Origin of the sequence: Rhizobium ruizarguesonis (assembly GCF_012349115.1) — a bacterium.
Lineage (GTDB): Bacteria > Pseudomonadota > Alphaproteobacteria > Rhizobiales > Rhizobiaceae > Rhizobium > Rhizobium ruizarguesonis.
Genome location: NZ_PQIG01000078.1, coordinates 200745 through 218489 on the forward strand (window position 1 = coordinate 200745; position 17745 = coordinate 218489).

Annotated in this window: 14 protein-coding genes; 5 read left to right on the top strand and 9 right to left on the bottom strand. The window is 61.5% G+C overall.

Features of this window, described 5'->3' with window-relative positions:
• Nucleotide 1: 1 nt before the first annotated feature.
• Entirely contained in the window at nucleotides 2-2524 is a 2523-nt protein-coding gene (locus C3Y91_RS17045) for a hypothetical protein (protein ID WP_130761216.1), read from the bottom strand.
• Between the two features lie 190 nt (nucleotides 2525-2714).
• Between C3Y91_RS17045 and C3Y91_RS17050 the strand changes: the two genes are divergently transcribed.
• Both C3Y91_RS17050 and C3Y91_RS17055 read left to right on the top strand, forming a co-directional pair.
• A complete protein-coding gene (locus C3Y91_RS17050; protein WP_163857423.1) occupies nucleotides 2715-3998 on the top strand; it encodes an ABC transporter substrate-binding protein in 1284 nt (427 codons plus the stop codon).
• Between the two features lie 382 nt (nucleotides 3999-4380).
• A complete protein-coding gene (locus tag C3Y91_RS17055; protein WP_130689904.1) occupies nucleotides 4381-5643 on the top strand; it encodes a DUF3422 domain-containing protein in 1263 nt (420 codons plus the stop codon).
• Nucleotides 5644-5709: 66 nt separating this feature from the next.
• On the opposite strand, the gene C3Y91_RS17060 is transcribed toward C3Y91_RS17055, so the two are convergent.
• The 6 genes from C3Y91_RS17060 to C3Y91_RS17085 all read right to left on the bottom strand — a co-directional run bounded on the left by C3Y91_RS17060 (nucleotide 5710) and on the right by C3Y91_RS17085 (nucleotide 13528).
• Nucleotides 5710-7854 carry a methyl-accepting chemotaxis protein gene (locus C3Y91_RS17060; RefSeq protein WP_024319657.1) on the bottom strand — a complete coding sequence of 715 codons (2145 nt, stop codon included), beginning with the start codon at nucleotides 7852-7854 and terminating at the stop codon, nucleotides 5710-5712.
• A 16-nt stretch (nucleotides 7855-7870) separates the two neighbouring features.
• Nucleotides 7871-8800 (bottom strand): substrate-binding domain-containing protein, encoded by a 930-nt coding sequence (locus C3Y91_RS17065; protein WP_130689903.1) that lies wholly within the window; start codon nucleotides 8798-8800, stop codon nucleotides 7871-7873.
• A gap of 200 nt (nucleotides 8801-9000) precedes the next feature.
• Nucleotides 9001-9885 (bottom strand): carbohydrate ABC transporter permease, encoded by an 885-nt coding sequence (locus tag C3Y91_RS17070; protein ID WP_024319655.1) that lies wholly within the window; start codon nucleotides 9883-9885, stop codon nucleotides 9001-9003.
• Nucleotides 9875-10849 carry a carbohydrate ABC transporter permease gene (locus tag C3Y91_RS17075; protein WP_018072987.1) on the bottom strand — a complete coding sequence of 325 codons (975 nt, stop codon included), beginning with the start codon at nucleotides 10847-10849 and terminating at the stop codon, nucleotides 9875-9877. The genes C3Y91_RS17070 and C3Y91_RS17075 overlap by 11 nt, the downstream gene beginning before the upstream one ends.
• Before the next feature lie 82 nt (nucleotides 10850-10931).
• Nucleotides 10932-12155: an ABC transporter substrate-binding protein gene (locus tag C3Y91_RS17080; protein WP_018072986.1), complete on the bottom strand. Its 1224-nt coding sequence runs from the start codon at nucleotides 12153-12155 to the stop codon at nucleotides 10932-10934.
• A 50-nt stretch (nucleotides 12156-12205) separates the two neighbouring features.
• A complete protein-coding gene (locus C3Y91_RS17085; protein ID WP_024319653.1) occupies nucleotides 12206-13528 on the bottom strand; it encodes an alpha-L-fucosidase in 1323 nt (440 codons plus the stop codon).
• A gap of 207 nt (nucleotides 13529-13735) precedes the next feature.
• Here C3Y91_RS17085 and C3Y91_RS17090 point away from each other — a divergent pair, with 207 nt between their 5' ends.
• Nucleotides 13736-14743, top strand: coding sequence for a LacI family DNA-binding transcriptional regulator (locus C3Y91_RS17090; RefSeq protein WP_024319652.1), 1008 nt, complete (start codon nucleotides 13736-13738; stop codon nucleotides 14741-14743).
• 6 nt (nucleotides 14744-14749) lie between these two features.
• Here the strand turns inward: C3Y91_RS17090 and C3Y91_RS17095 are convergent, their stop codons facing one another.
• Entirely contained in the window at nucleotides 14750-15025 is a 276-nt protein-coding gene (locus tag C3Y91_RS17095; protein WP_168575630.1) for a type II toxin-antitoxin system RelE/ParE family toxin, read from the bottom strand.
• Nucleotides 15025-15285: a CopG family ribbon-helix-helix protein gene (locus tag C3Y91_RS17100; protein ID WP_027688292.1), complete on the bottom strand. Its 261-nt coding sequence runs from the start codon at nucleotides 15283-15285 to the stop codon at nucleotides 15025-15027. The genes C3Y91_RS17095 and C3Y91_RS17100 overlap by 1 nt, the downstream gene beginning before the upstream one ends.
• 303 nt (nucleotides 15286-15588) lie before the next feature.
• On the opposite strand from C3Y91_RS17100, the gene C3Y91_RS17105 reads away from it, so the two are divergent.
• Both C3Y91_RS17105 and C3Y91_RS17110 read left to right on the top strand, forming a co-directional pair.
• Nucleotides 15589-16317: a FadR/GntR family transcriptional regulator gene (locus tag C3Y91_RS17105; RefSeq protein WP_168575631.1), complete on the top strand. Its 729-nt coding sequence runs from the start codon at nucleotides 15589-15591 to the stop codon at nucleotides 16315-16317.
• Between the two features lie 353 nt (nucleotides 16318-16670).
• The gene (locus C3Y91_RS17110) at nucleotides 16671-17684 is read left to right on the top strand and encodes an ABC transporter substrate-binding protein (RefSeq protein ID WP_018072979.1); all 1014 of its coding nucleotides are present in this window, start codon (nucleotides 16671-16673) and stop codon (nucleotides 17682-17684) included.
• The last annotated feature ends 61 nt before the right edge of the window (nucleotides 17685-17745 follow it).

The following is a 17745-nucleotide window of genomic DNA, read 5'->3' on the forward strand; positions in this document are numbered from 1 at the left end:
TTCAAGAGTAGAACGGCCCGTCAGTGCCGGCGCCGGAGGCTGCACTGTCGTGGGTGAGGATCGGGTGCGGCTGATCGTGGGTGAAGGGCCTCGCCTCGCCGCCGATCGAAAGACCGTCGACATAGGAGAGGTCGATCGCCGGGCCGCCGGGCGGCGTCAGGGAGAGACGCCGAAGCCCGGGATCGAAGGAAACTTTCGTCTGGCGCAGGCGTTCGATGAACGCCTTGAAGGCGTCACCATTGCCGCATCCGACGATACCAGCCCAACCGGAAAGCGGCCCGTAGGAGCGCGCCTCGCGGCCGGCGGTCGGGCCGTCGGTGATCAACTCGAGGCCGTTCGACGCCCAGAGGGCGGAAAATCCCCTGCCCGATCGCGCGATGAGCCACTTGTCTTCGGTAATAAGATCGTCCAGGCCGTCGCGGCCGATGTAGGCGTGCGTCCATGCGTGCCGTGCGTCGCTTGTGTCCTCGATCAGCAGGGCGACGTCGCGATGCTGGGCAACGCGCGGCAGGATGCCGTTGCCGGCCCAATAGGACGGCCTTTGATTGCCCCAGGGATCGTCCTCACCGGGATGATTGACCCATAGCCTCGCCATCGGGTGGCCGGCCAGCCTGATGTCGAGGACATGCTGCTGGTGCCCCTTCTGGCCGGTCTTGTGATCGACGACCGTCGAAAGCTGCGCCGCCTCATTCTTGAACAGCACGAGTCTTCCGCTCTCGAGCCCCTGGCTGTAACGCGCCTCGATGCTTCTTGCCCGGGTGAGCGCCGCAAGCTCGGCCAGATCGGCGGGCGGCTCGTAACCGCCGGCGCAGAACATGGTCAATGCCGCGACACCGTTGTTCAGCCAGCCGGTTCCGAAGGCGACCTGGGCGAAGGGCGCAAGCTCGGTCAGCGGGCCGGCGCGCAGTTCTTTGTCGTAGGCGCGGCCCTGCGATCCGGCCGGAACGCCTGCGAGCGCATGAAGGGCGATCATCCGGAAGATGAGATCGATCTGGGCGCGGGCGCGGGCTGACATCGCCGTCTCGGCCCAGCGCTCCAGCGCCAGCAGACCGATGAAGTCGATCGGGTAATAGGCCGCTGAGTTCCACTCCGCCAACCCGTGGGCTTCGACGCTGTCGAACCAGCGCCCGAGCCGCTCGCCGGCGATTTCCGCTTGCTGCCGTCCCGTCCTGCCCGAGGCTGAAAACACTTCGTCGGGCAAAAGAAGTCCCGCCAGCAACTGGCTCGTGTGAAAGCAGAGCACATGGTTCTCGCTCCAGAACCACATCGCGTCGTTGCCCGGCTCGTCGACCCAGTAACGGTAGGAGCGAACGGAATGCCGAATGCGATCGACCACGGCGTCGGGCATCTGCTCGGCATAGGCGCCGAGCAGCCACAACAGCGGCACCATGATGAAATCCGAGCAATCCTCCCGCGCATCGATGGAGGCGAGCGTCGCCTCGATGATGCGGTCGAAGCTTTCCTGGTCGTGGTGACCGGTTTCCATCATGGCGATCAGGCGCCCGACGCGGTTGGCGCCGAAGCGGGCGCTGTATTCCAACGCCTGCCGCTTGCGGGCGGCAAGCGACGTCTCTGATGGCAACGGCGAAATGCTGCTCATGAAGCCGGCGTCGATAACGCGCGTGACCGAACCCGGGCCGCTGCCGATCGTCATATGCACGCCGTGATAACCGTCCGGAATGCCGCAGATATCGTCGGCCGTGAGGCTGCCCCGATGGGCCTTGAGCGTCAGTCGGGAATGCGCGAGAACGGGCCGCTCGTGACCATGGCCGACGACCTTGATCTCCACAGGCAGATCGCGTTCGGGCGCCGTGCCGAAGATGATCTCCAGCGGCTGGTTGACGAAGACGTCGCGGGCCGGACGCACGCCGCGCGCAAGGGCTTCTAGCTCGCGGACCTCATCCTGATCAAGCGATACAGGCAGCAGCACGCAGAGCGGCTCGCCGTCCAGCATCTCGAGCTCGAAGAACCACGTCGTGTCGCGCTCGGCGAGGTCTTCGGTATGGACGAGAATCTGGTTGTCGCCGGCTTTCAGCGGCAGGCTGATGTCGGTTGCGCTCTCGACGTTGCGCTTGAAGGGTTCGAAGCGCACTTCCTCCTGTCCGTTGACCCATATGCGAACGCCGCCGCAGGTCTTCAGCTTGAGATTGAGCGTTCGCGCGGTCTCCGTCCTGAACGTGCCCTTCAGCCATCGCCTGAGGTGCGTCGGCACGTGCCAGAAGCCGGTGAACTCGACGCGGCGGTTCGAGCCGGGAAGATTGAGGCTTTCGGCCGGCCAGGCGGTGTCGGGCAGCAGCGGCCGCCCCACCATGGTCGACCAGAAGGCCTTGCGGCAGGGCAGGTCGCCGACATCGACGAAACCGTTGATGAAACGATAGTTCACGCGGTCTTCGGCCGGCGCAGGCTCGCCGGGAAAATAGCTCGCGATGAGGCCGGAAACGGCCCATGCCGTGATCGTCTGGCCCTCGGCCACGCTGTAGGCTGGCGCCATATCGTCCCGCTGCTTGATGCATTCCGTTTTCACAGACCGCCTCCTCCGCAATCCTATGAAAATATTTTCATTAGGTCTTTGTGCGCGCTATTTTTGCAAATTGCCCAAAAACATCGCTATTGCCCCAGAAAATAGCTTGACGGAACGAATGTCAAGTATATGAAATTCATTTATCGATGGCTGACGCCGCGGTTGATGAAAATGTTTTCATGGGAGGATGAAAATGAAAACCTATCTCTCAGGAGCCCTCGCACTGGCGCTGGCTACCGTTTCTTTCGCATGGGCCGGCGCGGCCATGGCGGAAACCAAGACGATCACCTTTCTGTTCACCGACGACGACCAGGCTTACGTCGAGCGGATGGAAGCGCTCAGCAAAGAATTCGAGACGGCGCATCCCGACGTCAAGGTCAATTTCGTCTCGTCGGGTTATGATGCGGTCGCCAAGCAGCTACCAGTACAGCTTGCCGTCGGCGAAGGCCCTGACATCGCCAAGATCACCGACTGGCAGCTTGCGCCTTATTACCTCGACATGCGTCCTTACATGAAGGACCCGGACGGTTTCGCCAAGCTGCACGGCGACAGTCTGAACACGCTTCGCTTCCCCGGCGTCAACGATCCGCAGTCGATCAACGGCTATATCGCCTCGCAGACCTTCAACCTGCCCTTCGTCAACAAGACGCTGTTCGAACAGGCCGGCGAACCGCTTCCCAAGCCCACCGCCACGTTGAAGGAAATCGTCGAAGCCTCGGCGCGCGTCGCCAAGGCGACCGGCGCTCAGATCCCCTTCACGATGGACCGCTCGGGCCACCGCTTTTCCGGCGCGGCATTCTCCTACGGCTCGAACTACGTCAAGGACGGCAAGTTCTTCTTCCCCGACGATGCCGCCAAGCGTTATGTCACGGATCTCTACGGCTGGACGAAGGACGGCTCCTTCCCGAAGGAAATGTGGGGTGCTGCCGGCGGAACCCAGTACAAGAACATGGGTGACGAGTTCGTCAACGGCAACGTCGTGACCTATCTCGCCGGCAACTGGATGGTCAATCCGTTCCAGAAGAAGATCGGCGACGCCTTCGACTGGACGGCGATCAGCGCGCCGTGCGGCGATGCCGGCTGCTATGCGATGCCGGGCGGCACCGCGATCGTCGGCTTCAAGCGCACCAAGTCTCCGGAGGCCGTGGCCGCGTTCATCGAGTTCCTCGGCTCTGAAAAAGTCCAGCGTGAAATCGCTGAAAACTACGTCATCCTGACGGGCGCCGACATCAAGGACCCGCAATACAAGCTCGAGAGCAAGAATGCCAAGGAAGCGATGGCCGTCTTCCTCGGAAGCCGCAATAGCGTGCCGCAGGCAGCCCGGGACCTGGAACGTCTCAAAGGATCCTCCGCCATCTATCAGCTCATCGTCCAGAGGATGAGCCAGCTGATCGTCGGCGAGCTTTCCATCGACGAGACCTTCAAGGCAATGAGTGCCGACGTCGACAAGGTCAACGAGGCGCTCGCCGCCAAGTAACCGGTCACGCGTTGTCCCGCATAATGCGCGCATGCAGCAGCCACGGCCTCGCAACAGGGCCGTGGCTTTTTCTTTCCCCACGGACACTTCGACCAGTTTCGAATTGTCGATGGCAACGCCGGAGATCTACCGATGCGGATGCGCGGTCTATCGCGGGTCATCTGTGGCAAAGCCGTCATGGAGCCGCTGACGCGGCGTGCGACTGAACGAATGCCGTGCCTTCACACCCGATGGCGAAGGCATGGTGACACGCGGTTCGGGAGAGGCTATAGGCGTTGTCGGCCTTCGCCGGCTCGCAGGCGCCATGGTCAATTCACACATGCCGGCAACCCGGTTACATCAGGCGACTCAGCGACTGTCGACCGTATAGAGGTGCATTTCCATGCCGATGGGCTCCGAGCATCCGCTGCGAAGGGAACTTCACAACGAGCTCCACGCGCGGCCGTCGCTTTACTTCGATGGCGACACGGATGTGTGGCACGTCGCCATCGTCGGCGAGAATGCCCCTCCTCAGATACCAAATTCTCTGACGGGACTGGAGGACGTCTCCACGACCCGCGAGGGCAACCACGGCATCGGCCGCATCGGCGACGGCCGGCTGAAGTGGGAGGCGCATACCGAGTTCCTGACCCTGACCTTCGTCGTTCCGGCGTCGGCCGAACCCGGCAGCAATCCGCCTGAAGCCTTTCAGGCCTGCTGCCGCCAGATCGACGGGAAGGTCATCGCGGCCGTCCGGGTGCTGGTGCGCGACGAGAAGGACGGGCAGCGTCCAGAAAAACCAAAGCTCGATTATGTCGCCTCGCAAGTCGGCGGCGGCGATGCGGAAGTGCATTCGAACTTCCGCCTGACCGACAGCGGCTTCGTCGAGTTCCTGTTCTTCAACCGCAACCTCAATGCCTATCGCACCGGCCGCATGGTCAGGCGTTTCCTGGAAATCGAGACATACCGAATGATGGCGTTGCTGGCGTTGCCGATGGCGCGCGAGACGGTGTCGAAGCTTTCTGTCTTCGACCGGCGCCTCGACCTGCTGATCGCGCATATGCAGAGTGCGGTCAAGGTCGACAAAGCCCTGCTTTCCGAGGTCACCAAGCTCTCGTCGGATGTGCTCAACTTCTCAGCTCTCGCTCGCCACCGCTTCGGCGCGACGAAAGCCTATGCCGAGATCGTCGCAAGCAGAACATCGGAGCTTCGCGAGGTGCGCGTCGAGCAGCGCCAGAGGATCGGCACCTTCATCGACCGGCGGTTTCAACCAGCCGTCCGCTCGGTCGAAGCCGCCGAACGCCGCCTCGACGAACTGGCCGAACGTGTGAGCCTGGCCGGAGACCTTCTCAGGACGACCGTGCAGGTTCAGCTCGAAGATCAGAACGCGTCGCTACTGACCTCGATGGAAGAGAGGGCGCGCATCCAGGTGCATATCCAGCAGGCGGTCGAAGGCTTCTCCGTCATCGCCATCACCTACTACACCGTCGGGCTGGCGAAGATCTGCCTGGAAAGCATTTCCGAACTGGGCGTCGACCCGCACATGGCGAAGCTCGCCGTTCTCGGCGCCATCCCGCTCGTGCTCTTCGCCGTCTGGACGGCAGTTCGTCACGTTCGCAAGAGCATTGCCGGCGCACCGCACAGTCCGGCATCCGGGAGCCATTGACGCCACACCAGACATGCGCTCGCCGCCGCCCTTTCGGGCGGCGGCGTTTGCTCGATCGACAGAATGTCAGGATGCCAACGCGTAGTGCCGATGCTCCGATGCCCGGCCGCTGCTCGTCCTGAAGCGCCGCAGCAGCTCTGCAAGGCTTTCGGTTTCATGCGTCAGGCTCTGGGCGGCGGCCGTGGTCTCTTCGACCATCGCGGCGTTCTGCTGCGTCACCTTATCCATCTGGTCGCCGGCGGCCGAGACCTCGCGCAGGCTCGTCGCCTGCTCGCGGGCAGCAACGGCGATCTCGGCCACGGTCGCATTCATGGCGGTCACCTGCTCGACGATCTGTTCGAGCGAGAGGCCGGATTCGCCCACCAGTTGGACGCCGGTCTTGACCTGCGCCGAGGAGGTGGAGATCAGTTGCTTGATCTCCCTTGCCGCGTTGGCGGAGCGCTGGGCGAGCTCGCGGACTTCCTGGGCGACGACCGCAAAGCCCTTGCCTGCTTCGCCGGCGCGCGCCGCTTCCACGCCGGCATTCAGCGCCAGCAGGTTGGTCTGGAAGGCGATCTCATCGATGACGCTGATGATGTTGCCGATCTTGGACGACGAATTTTGAATTTCCGTCATCGCATCGATGGCGCGGGCAACGATCTCGCCGCCCTTTTCGGCATTGGTGCGGGCGGTTGCCACGACGCCCTGGGCGCGGCTTGCGCCCTCAGCCGTTCCATTGACGCCGCGGGTCACCTCACCCAGCGCCGCGACGGTTTCTTCAAGCGAGGCGGCCTGCTGCTCGGTGCGGCGAGCGAGATCGTTGGACGCGGTGGAGATTTCCGCAAGGCCGGACCGGATGGTGGCGACCGCGCGAATGACGGAGTCGACCGCCTCTTCGAGGCTCGCGACCGAATTGTTGAAATGATCCCGGATCCTGACATAGCGATGGTCGACTTCGCCGACGCGGACGGTGAGATCGCCCTTCGACAGCGCGTCCAGCCCCACCGAAATCTGGCGGAAGGCATGTTCCATCACCTGCGCGTCGCTGAGCCGCTCGGCCTCCTGGCGCAGCCGCTCTTCTTCGGCCGCCAGGCGGGCGCGTTCGGCATTGGCTTCCGCGATCAGCTTGGCGCGCCCCGTTTCCTGGAAAACCTTCAGCGAACGCGCCATGGCCCCCAGTTCGTGGCGGTGCTCGACGCCCGTTATCACGATTCTTTCCTCACCACGGGCAAGCTGCTCCATGGACTGGGCCATGTTGCGCACCGCCGAGGAAATCAGCCGGCCGACGAAATAGGAAAGCACGAGGCCGATGACGATCAAGAGACCGCTGATGAGCAGCGTCGCGCTGGTCGCGGAGGCAACCGTTGCGTCGACCGAACCGTCGAGGTTCTTCTGCGCGCCGGTCACCGCCGCCTGAAGATCCCTGAACTCGCCTGATATCTTCGGCGCCAGCACATTCAGCTGCGTCTGGCGGATATTGCCGGAAGCCTGCAGCACCTCCTTCATGTCGCCGAGACGGGCGGTGTAGTTCTGCATCAGCTGGCCGGCGCCCATCAGGCGCTTCTTCTGCAGCTCGTTCTTTGCGGCCTTGGCGGCGGCGTCGTTGAGCGCCACCGCTTCGGCGAGTGCTGCCTGCGCCGTGTCATAGGCGGCAAAATCGTTGGAATGCACGAAGCGTTCGGAGAAGTAGAGGCTGCGGTTCAGGGCCTCCAAAGTCGCCGCCGTCATCTGCAGCAGGGCCACGTCGTTCTGGCGCCAGGCGCTGCGCACGACGTCGTTGAGCGCGATGCTGGTCCAGGGGCCGAATTCGGTGACCTTGGAGATCAGCATGTCGCGCCGGGCCTGAAGGGAAACGATCTGTTCGAAAGCCTTGCCATAGGCGGTGATCTCCTGACGGATCGCCGCAAGGCCGGACTGCAGGTCCTTGTTGCCGGCAAAACGCGGGTCGTCCGCCTCGAAGGCCTTCACGCCGGCGCGAAAGCTGTCGACCACAGCCTGAGTCGGCGTCGAGCGGAAGGCTTCCGCCGACATCTGGATCTCGTTGAGTTGGTCGCTGTAGTCCGAGATGGCGAGACTTTGACCGGCCGTGGCGCGATAAGACGCAAAGATCGAGGCGAGCCCGTTCATGCCGGAGATCGCGCTGACCGTGAGCAGGCTCATCAACAGGATCAGCGGCACGAAGCCAGAGGTGATCTGCGCGCGAATGCCGAATTTATTCCAGAAATGCAACATCATAGTCCTCTTATGCTCACTGGCTCTTCGGCAGATAGGTGGCAATGTTCTCAGGTGTGACGAGTTCGAAGGGAACGTTGTTTTCGCGCGGCACCTTCTCTTTGCGGATCAACTTCATGGCGGCGTCGACAGCGGCAGCACCCTGTCCGACGGCGCTCTGGAGAATGGTCACGTCGAGATCGCCGGCTACCATCGCGGCGAGCGCGTCGTCGGTCGCGTCGACGCCGGCGACGACGACGTCCTTCATCGGGATGCCGGCCTTCTTCATGGCCCGGATCGCGCCGAGCGCCATCTCGTCATTATTGGCGATGACTGCATCGAACTTGACGCCGGCCGACAGCCATTCCTGCATCTGCTGGTCGGCATAATCGCTCGACCAATAGGCCGCCTGCCGCTCGACGATCTGAAGGCCCTTGCAATCCGGGGTGGCGATGACGTCTGATATATCCTGGGTGCGGGCACGGGCGGCGGCGTGGAAGGGTTCGCCCATCAGCACGACGATGCGGCCTTTGCCTTTAAGGAGCGCGCAGACCTGCTTGGTCTCCAGCGTTCCGGATTCCTTCTCGTTGGAGGCGACCACCACCTGATTGTCCGGCAGGTCCAGCAGGTTGGAAGGAACGTTGTTGATGTACACCAGCGGAATGCCGGCATCTGCCGCCATCTTGGTCATTTGCGGCCCGAGGTCGCCATCGGAGACGGCAAGAATGATCGCGTCGACCTTGTCGGCAATGAGCTTCTGCACCTGCTGCTTCTGGAGCTCCTTGTCGCCATTGGCATTTTCGGTGACGAGCTTGAGGCCGGATATCGTCTGCCCATGCGAGACGACGCCGTTCTGAAGCGCCGTCCTGAATTTGTCGAGACCGGACATCGAAACCCCGATCGTCTCGGCATGGGCAGCAGAGATCGATATCGCCAAGGCGATGGATGCAAGCGTGGCGGTTTTCATGAATTCCCCTGCACAATTCGGATATGAATGCGTTATTTCAAATTTTGGTTAAATTTCACTTTTCTTCCGTAAGCAAAAGTTAAGCGCGAGCATATGATCTTGCGGCGGCAGGAGCGCCTTCGTCGGTGGCGATCGACCGGACTTGAAACGCATCACACCAAACTTGATGCAATGCGCTCAAATCTTTGTTCTTATGAAGATTAACGTCCACCGAAGCCGGAGCTGACGGTGATACCCTTGTAGATCACCCTCTGCAGCACGATGGCCAGGACGACACCCGGCAGCATGGAGATCGTTGCACCGGCCATGATGTAGTTCCATGCGGTGCCCTGCTGTGTCTGGAACAGGGTGAGGCCGAGCGGCAGCGTGGCTTTTTCGACGCCGCTGGTGGCAATCAGCGGCCAGAGGAAGCTCTTCCACTGTGCAATGAAGGTGAACAGCGACAAGAGGCCGATGGCCGGCATGGCAAGCGGAACGATGACCGTGACCAGGATGCGCAGGCGCGAAGCCCCGTCCATCATCGCCGCCTCGTCGAGATCCTTGGGGATGCCGAGGATGAACTGCCGCAGCAGAAACGTGCCGAAGGAGCTGAAGGCGACCGGCAGAATCATGCCGTGATAGGTATTGATCCAACCGAACTTGCTGACGATGAGGAAGAGAGGAATGACCAGCATCACCTGCGGGATCATCAGCGTGCTGAGATAGGTAAGCAGCAGCCCCTCCCGGCCGGGAAATTTCAGCCGGGCGAAGGCGTAGGCGGAAAGGCAGGATACCGCAATCACGATCGCCGTCACGCCGCAGGCGACCACGAAGGAATTCAACAGGAAGGTTCCGAACGGCAGGGAAACCAGGGCTTCGACGAATGTTCCCCAATGATACTCCTCAGGGAAGATACGGACCGGCACGGCCATCACCTCGGCATTGGAGCGCACCGCGTTCGACACCATCCAGAAGAAGGGGAAGAGGAAAAGCAGCGCGATCAGCGAAAGCGCCGTGTAGCTGACGAAGGTGCCGACGCGCCGCAACATGCGGTGACGATGTTGAGACACGGAATGCGGATGCCGTGAGGTCGGATCAATCGTCATAGTGCACCCATTTGCGCTGCATGTGGAATTGCAAGATGGTGAGCGCCATGATCATGACGAACATCACCCAGGCCAATGCGGAGGCATAGCCCATCTGAAAGTTGGTGAAGCCCTTCTGGTAGATGGCGAAACCGAGCGTGGCCGTCGCCGAGCCCGGGCCGCCACGCGTCATCGCGAATATCTCGTCGAAGACCTGCAGCGAGGTGATCGCCGTCATCACGGTGCCAAAGAAGATGGTCGGCGAGATGAGCGGCAGGCGGATGCGCCAGAAGCGCTGCCAGGCATTGGCGCCGTCGATCGTCGCCGCCTCGAGATAGTGCTTCGGCACCAGGTCGAGAGCGGCGTTGAACATCACGACGTTATAACCGACATTCGCCCACAGGGTGACGAGCACGACCGCCTGCATGGCCCAGGTCGAGCTCAGCAGGAAATTCGGCAGGCCAAGCCCGAGCGCGCGGATGATGGTGTCGGCCAACCCGTCCGGCGTGAAGATCAGCAGCCAGACCACCGACGCGGCGATGGTGGGCGTAAAGGTCGGCAGGAAGAAGATCACCCGAAAGATCGCCTTGCCGCGCTTCAGGCTCGATATCCAGACCGCGAGCGTCAGCGAGACGATAATATTCAGCGCCAGATACTCGACGGCGAAGAACAGCGTGTTGCGGAGTACGGTGTAGAAGGCCGGATCGACGGTGAAGAGCCTGATATAATTCTGGAAGCCGACGAAGGATGGCGTCGAGATCAGCTGCCAGTTGGTAAAGCTGAGCGCCAGCGACGCCAGGATAGGCAGGGCCATGAAGACCATGAAGCCGAGGAAGCTCGGCAGCAGGAACAGCATGGCTGTCTGCGTTTCCGGTTTCAGGAAGCGCCGTGGCTGACCGGGCTGCAAGGGAACTTCGGCAACAGCGCTTTGCGACATGTCTTCCTCCATGCGCGGCAGGTCCTGCCGCAGCGAGAGCTGGCGCATGACCCGAAAATCGGAATCGATTTTCCGAAAGGATCATGCGCAGATTTCAAAGCGACGGCGCGTCCTGTCGGACGCGCTGGCTTTATTGCTGCGCAAGGCTCTGGATGGACTCCATCGTCTGCTTGACATCGGCGCTGCCGGCGAAGGCCGGCGGGAAATACTGGTTGAAGAGGTTTTCCACCGCTGCCCAGTTGTTGGTGATCACGTAGGGCACGGAGTGCGCCAGGGAATAATCGATGGCCTCGCCGCCATTGGTGATGTCCTTGGCCGCCACCTTGTACCAGGCCGATTGCGACGCCGTGCGTGCCGGCAAGGCACGGCCCTGCTCGGCGAGATAGGACAAGGCTTCCGAGCTGGTCAGCACCTGGATCGCCTTCCAGGCCGCGTCCTTGTTCTTGCTCGTCGTGGAAATCCCGAAACCGGAGCCTGCGGTGACGGCCGAAAGTTCGCCCTCATCGCGCGGCAGGGTGGTGAGGCCGATCTTGAATTTCGCCTGGTCCTTCATGCCGATGATCGACCAGGGGCCGTCGATATACATGGCGACATTGCCCGAATTGAACCGGCCCTGGACGACATCACCGGGATCCGCGCCACCCGAGGGGACCAGCGGCGCGATCTTATCCTTGGCGGCAAAGCCGATCAGCCTGTCGGCGGCGGCAACTGCGCTCGCACTGGTCAAGTCAAGCTCGCCGGCGTCGTTGACGTATCTATCGCCCCAGGCCGCGGCCAGGACCGAATAGTTCGTCGGGGTGATGCCGAAGCCATACTTGCCGTCCTTCGTCAGCTTCTTGGCGGCATCAGTGAACTCGGCAAGCGTCCAGCCCGGCTTCGGCAGCGGAACGCCAGCCGCTTCGAGCGCGTCCTGGTTATAATAGATGACCCATGGACCGACATCGTAGGGCAGGCCGTAAAGCTGCTTGTCGACCGACATGCCGCCGATGATCGAAGGAGTGAAGGCGCCGACGTCGAACTTGTCGGCCTCGATCCGGTCATTCAGAGGCTCGAGCAGCGAATAGAAGTTCGGCATGCGCAGCGACTGCATGGAAACGATGTCGGCAAGCTGGCCCGATGCTGCCAGTACCGGCAGCCGCGTCCAGTAGTCGACCCAGCCGGTCGTCGTCAGCGTCACCTTGATATCGGGATACTTGGCGGTCACCATCTCTGCCAGGTGCTGCCAGCTCTTGGTGTCGGTTTCGGAGCCGGTCCACATCTGCCAGGTCAGGTTGACCTGCTCGGCCGATGCGGCTGTGGCAAAAAGACTGCTGCCGATAGCGGCAAGCAAAAGCGTTTTCTTCAGAACCTTCATGGGTTTCTCCTCCCTCCATGAACGCAAAGGACACGCGAGTGCGATCGAGCTCACGCCTTCAGGACAATCTCGATCACCGGCACGGTAACGTCCGGGCGCCGGACCGGCAGTTCGAGCGTGATCATGCCTTCCGGCACCGTCACGCCGATATTGGAATCCACATCTGTGGCGTGGCTCAGCCAGCGCACCTCGCTGGCGTCGTGCAGGAATTGCGCATAGGCGATCCTGTCGGCGAGACCTTCGATGTGGATGTGGCGGTAAGGCCAGTTGTAAACATGCAGATAAAGGCGGTTGCCGCGCTGTGTATAACGGCAGCCGGCCGGTACCGGATAGCGGGACGGCCCGGCCCTATAGATGGAACGCCCGTTGACGGCCATCCAGTTCTGATAGACCTCGAGCGCACTGATGGCGCGCGCATCGAGCGTGCCCCGGCCGGTCGGGCCGACATTCATCAGCAGGTTGCCGCCGAGCGCGACGGAATCGATGAGCAGCTGGATGATCTGTTCCGGGCTTTTCCAGGTATCTTCGTCGCGGTGATAACCCCATGAGCCGCTGAAGGTGTGGCAGGTCTCCCAGAGCACCCCCTGGCTGGCGATGGCGGGGGCCACGCGCGGCGTATATTGCTCCGGCGTGGTTACGTCGGGCAGGTTGCCGGGCGGCAGATCGAGGCGGTTGTTGACGATGATTTCAGGCTGCAGCTCGCGCACCAGATCGACCAGGCGCTCGCTCTCCCAGTCGGCACGCCCCTTGCCGGGCAGGCCGCGATAGTCGCGCCCGGGGTAGCTGAAATCGAACCAGATGATGTCGATGCGGCCGAAGCCGGTCAGAAGCTCGCGCACCTGTTCGCGCATATAGGCAGCGTAGTTGGCGATGTTACGGCCGGCATTCAGCGCTTTGGCATCGGGATGGTTGCGCAGCGGGTGGTGAACGTCGATCGGGAAATCGGGATGGTGCCAGTCAAGCAGCGAATAGTAGAAGCCGATCTTCAGGCCCTCAGCGCGGAAGGCTTCGACCAGCGGCGTGAGCAGATCTTTGCCACAGGGCGTGTTCGTCGCCTTGTAATCCGTCACCTTGCTGTCCCAGAGGCAGAAGCCCTCATGATGCTTGGTCGTCACCACGACATATTTCATGCCGGCAAGACGCGCCCGGCGGGCCCATTCCTTAGGGTCATAGAGATCGGGATCGAAATTGTCGAAATAGCGCTGGTAGTGGTCGTCAGTCAGCTCTTCTCGGTTCTTCAACCATTCGTGCCGGGCGCCCAGCGCATAGAGGCCCCAATGAATGAACATGCCCAGGCGATCCCGGCTGAACCAGGCGTGTTTCTCCGCCCCTCCCGATGCCGGATTTTCCGGCTGGCGTTCCGAAGTCGTCACAGGTTTTTCCTCCCTGTTTTCCGGCTCAACATCATATCGAACCGGTTCGGTAGATGATCATCTCGCCTGATCCGACGTCTGTCAAGCCGAATTTCGCGATCACAAAATCAGAAAGGAAAGCCCTGCAAAACAGGTGATTTGAAGCATAAATGTTGCGTCGGCCAATAAAATTCGACATAATAAAGCATTAGAACCGGTTCGATAGTCATGACCACCATACGAGATGTCGCGCGCCTTGCGGGGGTTTCAATCTCGACCGTCTCGCTCGCGCTCAACAGCCCGAAGCGGGTCGGTGCCGAGACGCTTGACCGCATCCAGCAGGCAATAAAATCGACCGGTTACCGCATCGATCCGGTGGCCCAGACGCTGGCGCGCGGACGCAGCTCGCTGATCGGTTTCGTTTCGGCCAATCTCGGCAACATGTTCTTCGGCGACATCCGTCGAGAGATCGAGCACCAAGCTCTCGATCACGGCTATTTCGTCCTGATCGCCGACTCCTCCGGCAGGGCCGATCTCGAACGGGCGCTGCTGGAGCGGCTGGAGGCGCAGAAGATCGCCGGCATTGCGCTGGCGGCAAACGGGCGCGGCGAGGAGTACGCCACGTTCCTGCGCGACTTCAAAACCCCGATCGTGATGTTCGACCAGAAGGTGGAAGGCGCGGCGCGTGATTTTGTCGGTTCCGACAACCCGCTGACCACCACTATCCTGACGGAACATCTGCTGCAGCTCGGCCACAGGCGGATCGGCTTCATCTCCGGGCCGAGCGGCCTGCACACCGCCGACGAGCGTCTGAAGGGCTTCATGAACACGATGGCCGGCGCCGGTGTGGACATCGACCCTTCGCTGGTGGTCGAAGGCGGCTACACCAGGACCGGCGGCCATGCACAGGCGATGCGCCTCTTGACCCGTCGCGACCGGCCGACCGCAATCATCGGCGCCAATAACATGACGGGCCTCGCAGCACTGCAGGTGATGCAGGAGATGGGTTTCCGCTGCCCTGACGACGTGTCGCTGGCGATGGTCGACGACGTGCCCTGGAGCAATGTCATCACGCCTCGCATCACCATGGTGGTGCAGGATGCGCAGAAGCTCGGCGAGCTTGCGGCACAGCGTCTGCTGGCAAGAATAGCAAGCCCGGAGGGCGCCGCAGCACCGCCGCAGGATTTTATCCTGACGCCAAGGTTCGTGCGCGGAGAGTCGACCAGGCGGCTGTGAGTGCTTCTACCTGTCCTCACGCGTATGCCAAAGGCGCAATACATAGATCATCGACTGCTGGATTTCATAGCGCAGCTCGCAACGACCGACGAGAATACGGCGGACCTCTCGAGGATCGAACTCCTCGAGCCGCTCGCCGAGGCGCGGCTGCTCAAGCGGCCGTGCAGGCGCTGCCGTCAGTGCCCGCACTGTTCGGACCGCCGCTTGCCTGTCGACCGGAGTGAGAAAGTCGTACAAGCGGGCGACGTCCGAGGCCGCTTTGCTCGTCCACTTGATCCCCATCACCGAGGCAAAGAAATCGGCTCGTCGCTATCAAGACTATCGGCCCAGGCTTGAACAGACTGGTGCTCGACAAGGTTACCGTCATCGACGTCGGCCAACGCCTCGAGCGTCAAACGCCGGCGCTCCTCCTCCTGGTCGATCCATGCCGTGAGAGCCTGCTTGACGATCCAGCCACGCGAGCGTTCGAGCCGCGACGCGAGTTGATCAACCTTTTGCGCAAGCGGCAGCGGAACATGAGCAGTCAGAACCTTGGTCTCCATCTCAAACTCCTCGTCAATCATTTCTAATCATAGCGATTAATTTTGATTATATCCAGTCGCATGTACATCGTGAAGTAAAGTCGCGGCATTGCGGTAAGCTAACGCCGGATCGCGAGTTTGAGAGAAAGCGCAGTGCCGGATTTTCGTCGGACCGCAAAAACTGTCAAGGAACAAAGCGCAGGCGCCGCTCGTCCATTGAAAGACCGCCACATTTGTCATACATGTGTGATGAATCGTAAATTTCGAGTGCCGCGCGTTTGAACGGCATGCGGATCAGAGCCGAGGCGGGGGTCAGGCGTGGCTATGCAGATGAAGGATCGCAGCAAAGGCTCCGGGTCGCTGGTCACACAGGTCGGCGAAAGCCTCCGGCAAGCCATATTGAGCGGCCAATATTCCGCCGGCGACAAGCTTCCGAGTGAGCACGAGTTGACCGAAACACATGGCGTCAGCCGTACCGTTGTGCGCGAGGCGGTGGCAGCACTTCGCTCCGACGGGCTTGTCGAGGTGCGCCAGGGAGCGGGTATCTTCGTGCTCGGCCCCGATCCGGCGCTCTCCGCGCGGAAAGTCGACAAGGCCCGCGTCGCCTCCGATCTTGAGGTACTCGAGATCAGAACACCTGTCGAAATCGAGGCGGCGGGCCTTGCGGCCCTGCGCCGCTCGCCGGCACAGGAGGAAGCGATATTCGAATGTCATCGGAAAATCCTCCAGTGCATCGAGAGTGATCAATCGATTCGCGATGCGGATCTCGAGCTCCATGCCGCAATCGCGGAAGCCACGAACAATCCGCTGTTCAGGCAGTTCCTGGAGTCCCAGGGTTCGGCGATCATCCCGCAGTCGAGGCTCGTCCCGGAAACGAGGACGGCCGAACAGACCGCCTATCGAAAGCTGATCCACAGGGAGCACGAGGCAATCGTCGTCGCCATCTCGGACAGGGACGATCAAGCTGCCCGCAACGCTATGCGCGACCATCTGGTCGGCAGCCAGGCGAGGTACCGCAATCTGCTGAGGGATCTGCGAAGCTTCACGAACTGACATCTGATCGCAAGAGCTCACACCTTCTAGCCGATCATCAGATGACGATGACGGCCGCTGACAAGTCGTCTCAAAATTTTCACGTTGAAGCGGTTAGCACGAGGGCTGAACGCTGCCGATGCGCTCGGACAAGGATATGTCTGCGATACATGTCTGTGGAAAGGACGGCGTATCCGGCTTAGGAAATGCGGGCGCTGTCATTGATGCATGGACGGGATTGGACGGGCTGCCTGCCCGTCCGCGACTGAAAGCTAGTTGAAAGCTTCGACGTCATAGGAAGGGGCAGCATCGTGGAGGAGACACGGTCAAGGTGGCGAGACGACGATGCTAGCAAACCATAGGAGGAGATTTCCATGCGTTCTTCACGCAGCCTTTTTCATACCGTCGCTTTTTCGACGCTTCTCGCCGCAGCATCTTTCGCTACCAGCGCCGCACATGCGGCCGATAAGATCACCATCATGGTCGGCGGTTATGAGAAGCAGATCTATCTGCCCGCCAAGCTTGCTGAATCGCTCGGATACTTCAAGGATGAGGGTCTCGACGTCGAACTGCTGAATGAAGCTGCCGGCGTCGACGCCGAAAACCAGCTTCTGGCGGGCGCCGTCCAGGGTGTCGTCGGCTTCTACGACCATTGTGTGGATCTGCAGGCCAAAGGCAAATTCGTCGAATCCATCGTCCAGTTCAGCCAGGCGCCGGGCGAGGTCGAGATGGTCTCGAGCAAGTATCCTGACATCAAATCGCCGGCCGACTTCAAGGGAAAGAGCCTCGGCGTCACCGGTCTCGGCTCGTCCACCAACTTCCTGACCCTCTTCATGGCGTCGAAGGCCGGCCTGAAGCCCGGTGATGTCGTCACGGTTCCAGTCGGCGCCGGCGGCACCTTCATCGCTGCCATGCAACAGGATCAAATCCAGGCCGGCATGACCACCGAGCCGACGATCTCGCGCATGATCAAGACCGGCGAGGCGAGCGTGCTTGTCGACATGCGCACGGTCGAGTCGACCCGTCAGGCGCTCGGCGGCACCTATCCGGCCGCCTCGCTCTACATGGAAGCGTCCTGGGTCGACGCGCACAAGGAAGAGGCACAGAAGCTCGCCAACGCCTTCGTCAAGACGCTGCGCTACATCAACACGCATTCAGCCGCCGAGATCGCGGACAAGATGCCGAAGGACTTCTACGTCGGCGACAAGGACGGCTACATCAAGGCTCTCGACGACGGCAAGGGCATGTTCACACCGGATGGCGTCATGCCGGAAGACGGTCCGAAGACCGTGCTTGCCGTGCTCTCGGAGTTCTCCAAGAACGTCAAGGGCAAACAGATCGACCTTTCCAAGACCTACACGACGGAATTCGTCAAGAACGTCAAGTAAGGCGTCGCGTCGCTTCCGGTCCCAACCGGAAGCGACCTCCCATCGATCCATGGGCATTGCG

What these genes read in the sequence shown, in the direction of transcription:
- C3Y91_RS17100 (WP_027688292.1), bottom strand. Translation starts at nt 15,285, where the DNA reads ATGGAGACCAAGGTTCTGACTGCTCATGTTCCGCTGCCGCTTGCGCAA.
- C3Y91_RS17060 (WP_024319657.1), bottom strand. Translation starts at nt 7,854, where the DNA reads ATGTTGCATTTCTGGAATAAATTCGGCATTCGCGCGCAGATCACCTCT.
- C3Y91_RS17105 (WP_168575631.1), top strand. Translation starts at nt 15,589, where the DNA reads ATGCAGATGAAGGATCGCAGCAAAGGCTCCGGGTCGCTGGTCACACAG.
- C3Y91_RS17090 (WP_024319652.1), top strand. Translation starts at nt 13,736, where the DNA reads ATGACCACCATACGAGATGTCGCGCGCCTTGCGGGGGTTTCAATCTCG.
- C3Y91_RS17080 (WP_018072986.1), bottom strand. Translation starts at nt 12,155, where the DNA reads ATGAAGGTTCTGAAGAAAACGCTTTTGCTTGCCGCTATCGGCAGCAGT.
- C3Y91_RS17110 (WP_018072979.1), top strand. Translation starts at nt 16,671, where the DNA reads ATGCGTTCTTCACGCAGCCTTTTTCATACCGTCGCTTTTTCGACGCTT.
- C3Y91_RS17070 (WP_024319655.1), bottom strand. Translation starts at nt 9,885, where the DNA reads ATGACGATTGATCCGACCTCACGGCATCCGCATTCCGTGTCTCAACAT.
- C3Y91_RS17055 (WP_130689904.1), top strand. Translation starts at nt 4,381, where the DNA reads ATGCCGATGGGCTCCGAGCATCCGCTGCGAAGGGAACTTCACAACGAG.
- C3Y91_RS17065 (WP_130689903.1), bottom strand. Translation starts at nt 8,800, where the DNA reads ATGAAAACCGCCACGCTTGCATCCATCGCCTTGGCGATATCGATCTCT.
- C3Y91_RS17075 (WP_018072987.1), bottom strand. Translation starts at nt 10,849, where the DNA reads ATGCGCCAGCTCTCGCTGCGGCAGGACCTGCCGCGCATGGAGGAAGAC.
- C3Y91_RS17050 (WP_163857423.1), top strand. Translation starts at nt 2,715, where the DNA reads ATGAAAACCTATCTCTCAGGAGCCCTCGCACTGGCGCTGGCTACCGTT.
- C3Y91_RS17095 (WP_168575630.1), bottom strand. Translation starts at nt 15,025, where the DNA reads ATGGGGATCAAGTGGACGAGCAAAGCGGCCTCGGACGTCGCCCGCTTG.